The sequence below is a fragment of the Pseudonocardia sp. EV170527-09 genome (genome assembly GCF_008369905.1).
Lineage (GTDB): Bacteria > Actinomycetota > Actinomycetes > Mycobacteriales > Pseudonocardiaceae > Pseudonocardia.
Genome location: NZ_VRMC01000185.1, coordinates 1 through 3595, shown reverse-complemented (window position 1 = coordinate 3595; position 3595 = coordinate 1). Strand labels below are relative to the sequence as shown.

Annotated in this window: 3 protein-coding genes; 2 read left to right on the top strand and 1 reads right to left on the bottom strand. The window is 73.0% G+C overall.

Features of this window, described 5'->3' with window-relative positions; all coding sequences use genetic code 11:
- Positions 1-71 precede the first annotated feature (71 nt).
- A complete protein-coding gene (locus FVA95_RS27915) occupies positions 72-461 on the top strand; it encodes an acyl-CoA dehydrogenase family protein (protein WP_240051783.1) in 390 nt (129 codons plus the stop codon).
- A gap of 155 nt (positions 462-616) precedes the next feature.
- Here FVA95_RS27915 and FVA95_RS27910 read toward each other — a convergent pair whose 3' ends face one another.
- Positions 617-1930, bottom strand: coding sequence for a TMEM165/GDT1 family protein (locus tag FVA95_RS27910; protein WP_149666797.1), 1314 nt, complete (start codon positions 1928-1930; stop codon positions 617-619).
- 316 nt (positions 1931-2246) lie between these two features.
- Between FVA95_RS27910 and FVA95_RS27905 the strand changes: the two genes are divergently transcribed.
- Positions 2247-3416 (top strand): thiolase family protein, encoded by a 1170-nt coding sequence (locus tag FVA95_RS27905; protein ID WP_060710920.1) that lies wholly within the window; start codon positions 2247-2249, stop codon positions 3414-3416.
- Positions 3417-3595 lie beyond the last annotated feature (179 nt).

Sequence of the window (3595 nt, the reverse complement as noted above, 5' to 3'; positions counted from 1 at the left end):
CAGCAACGACTGAACACCCGACAAGGGGGTCAGTCCCAATCCGTCGTTACGGGGTTACTCCCAACCCGCCGTTGACACGGGCCGTCGACGAGCCCTACCAGCTCGACCTCTACGGCGACTACACGGCCAAGCTCTGGGCGGTGGAGGCGCTGGCCGACGCCGTCGCGGCCGAGCAGCAGCGGCTGCACGACGACGCCGACGCCGTGACCGCCGAGCAGCGCGGCGAGCACGAGGTGCGCGTCGCCGCGGTGAAGGCGCGGGCCACCGAGGTCGCGCTGGAGATCACCGGCGGGATCTTCGAGGGACTCGGCGCGCGGGCGACCCGGACCGAGCTCGGCTTCGACCGCTTCTGGCGCGACGTGCGCACCCACACCCTGCACGACCCGGTCGCCTACAAGCGGCGCGAGGTCGGGGCGTGGGTGCTGCGCGACGAGCTGCCCGAGCCGACCTGGTACACCTGATCCCGGGATCCCCCGGACACGACACCGCCCGCCCCGATCGCACAGGGGCGGGCGGTGTCGTCGCGCGGCGGTGCCGCGGAGTCATCGGTCTCGAAGCGTCGGCGGGTCGTGGAATCAGCTGGGTCGTGGAGTCGGCGGGGCCGTCGGCGCGACGCTCAGCCGACGGTCGTGCGGTCGCCCTCGCCCGCGGGGGTGCGGTCGGTGCGGACCCGCGGGAGGAACCGGCCGGTCCGGGCGCGGTACTCGGCGTACTCGGGGCCCAGTGCACTGCCCAGGCCGGGCTCGTAGACCGCGCGGGCCTGGATCTGCACCGCGACCAGGATCAGCACCCCGGCGAGCACACCGAGCAGCGTCGGGGCCATGAACAGCATCCCGGCGCACCCGACGATCAGGCCGGTCAGCGCGGGGTTGCGGACACGGCGGTAGATCCCGCCGGTGGCGAGCACCGGGCGTCGTGCGGCGTCCGGGTCCCCGGCCGCGGCCGCACCGGCCTCGGCGGCCGAGCGGCGCCACACCGTGCCGAGCTGCAGCATCGCGACCGCGACGACGGCGAACCCGAGCAGCAGCAGCCCCGCCCCGACGACGGCGACCGCCGGCCGGGCCAGCACCGAGATCGGCTGCAGCACGTCGAGGGCCACCAGCAGCGGCGCCCCGAAGCCGAGGACCGCGGCCAGCACGAACAGCGTGCGGGCCCACCAGGCCGGGCTGCCCGGGTTCCGGGCGACGTCGAGCCTGCGCTCCCCGCGGGCACGGTGCGCGCGACCGCGGAACCACAGCCCGACGCCCACGGCGAGCGCCCCCAGCACCAGCGCGGCCCACCCGAGCCCGTGGTGCCCGGCGACGTCGAACACGCGGGCCCAGGCGTTCTCGCCCCACACCTGCGGGACGGCCTCGTACAGCAGCCAGGCGCCGAAGACGAAGAACATCACCGCGGCGCCGATCGAGATGGCCCGCTCCGGGAGCCGTTTGCCGAGCTGGCGCCCGACGACGATGGCCAGCGCGTCCGCGGCGACCATGCCGGCCGTGGACCCGGCCCAGATGCCGATCGACCCGGCGAGGGTGCCGTGCTGGGCGGCCAGGGTGATCGTCGCGAGCATCGTCTTGTCACCGAGCTCGGCGAGGAAGAACGCGACCGACGCTGCGACGACGGCGGACCCGCCGGCCCGCCTGGCCTTGGCCTCCTCGTCCTCGGAGAGGCTGTCACCGCGCAGCGTCCAGGCGCCGAACGCCAGGAAGGCGATCGCGGCGACCAGCGCGATCCAGCCGGTCGGGATCGACGCACCCAGGCCGTAGCCGACGGCGACCGACACGAGGTGGGTCACCGAGGTGGCGATCGTGATCCCGATCAGGACCGGGATCGCATTGAAGCGCGTCGCGAACGTGAGGGCCATGAGCTGCGACTTGTCGCCCAGCTCGGCCACGAAGATGACGCCGAAGCTGACCGCGAACGCGATCAGGAATCCATCCATGTCCATCCCTCGATCTCGACCGGACCGAGGATGGGTGCCCTCGATCCGGTGTATCCGGATCGAAGGTCTCGCTCGCCTGGTGGTGGTCAGGCCGCTGCACCCGGGTCGGCCGTCGCAGTACGAGGCGGACCAGTATGTCGAGCGCAGCGTTGGGAGCTACTCCCCTTCGCGTACGAGGAGACGGTACCTCATCGATCCAGAGCCGCTCGACACCTGATGCGCATCCGATGGTGTGACCGCCCTCTCAGCGCCGATCCCCTGCGATGGCTTAGCGTCGCGAACGAGTCGTGTCACCGGTGACCGAGGAGGACCCGTCATGCCCGAGGCCGTCGTCTGTGCCGCCGTCCGCACACCGATCGGGAAGCGGAAGGGCTCGCTGGCCGAGGTCCACCCGGTCGACCTGTCCGCCGCCGTGCTGACCGCCCTGGCCGAGCGGACCGGGATCGACCCCGCCGTCGTCGACGACGTCGTGTGGGGCTGCGTGAACCAGGTCGGCGACCAGGCCGCGCAGATCGGCCGCTACGCCCTGCTCGCCGCGGGCTGGCCGGAGTCGGTGCCCGGGGTGACGGTGAACCGGGCGTGCGGGTCGAGCCAGTCCTCGTTCGACTTCGCGGCCGGGATGGTGCTGGCCGGGCAGTACGACGTCGTCGTCGCCGGTGGGGTGGAGTCGATGACCCGGGTTCCGCTGGGCGCGGGCCGCGACCTGGGGCGTCCCTACGGACCGCTGGTGCGCGAGCGCTACCGCGCCGACCTGGAGTCCGGGGAGTTCCCGAACGGCGACTTCAACCAGGGTGTCGGCGCCGAGCGGATCGCCCGGGACTGGACGCTGTCGCGGACCCGGCTCGACACCTACGCCGCCCGGTCCCACGAGCTCGCCGCCGCCGCGATCGACGCCGGCGCATTCGACGACCAGCTCGTCGAGGTACCCGGGGCGCCCGGGTTCACCGCCGACGAGGGCCTGCGCCGCGGGACCACCACCGACACCCTGGCCGCGCTGAAGCCGTCGTTCTCCGCGGACGGGGTGATCCACGCCGGGAACAGCTCGCAGATCTCCGACGGCGCGTCGGCGGTGCTGGTCACCACCCCGGAGAAGGCCCGCGAGCTCGGCCTGACCCCGATCGTCCGCTACCACTCCGGGGCCGTGTCCGGCGCCGACCCGCTGCGGATGCTGACCGGCCCCATCCCGGCGACGCAGAAGGTGCTGAAGCGCTCCGGACTGTCGATCGGTGACATCGGCGCGTGTGAGGTCAACGAGGCGTTCGCGCCGGTCCCGCTGGCCTGGCAGGCCGAGCTGGGCGCCGACGACGCCGTGCTCAACCCGCTCGGCGGGGCGATCGCCGTCGGGCACCCGCTGGGTGCCTCGGGCACCGTGCTGCTCACCCGCCTGGTGCACCACATGCGCGACCGCGGGATCCGCTACGGGCTGCAGACCATGTGCGAGGGCGGCGGTACCGCCAACGCGACGATCGTGGAGCTGGTCGCCTAGTTGTGATGTCCAGGGAGGTTGTCCCGTCCGGGGGCGGTGAGTCTGGCTGACAGACGAAGGCCTCCGGTTGTGAAGTGGAGCTGTCTAGGAACCGCTTCACCCACCGGAGGCCTTCGTGTCCCACGCTAACGCCGCCCTGACCCCGCGCGCCCGGCTGCGGCTCGCTCAACTCGTCGTCG

Bases quoted from the DNA above. Each gene is read 5' to 3' on its own strand.
- FVA95_RS27910 (WP_149666797.1), bottom strand. From the start codon at position 1,930: ATGGATGGATTCCTGATCGCGTTCGCGGTCAGCTTCGGCGTCATCTTC.
- FVA95_RS27905 (WP_060710920.1), top strand. From the start codon at position 2,247: ATGCCCGAGGCCGTCGTCTGTGCCGCCGTCCGCACACCGATCGGGAAG.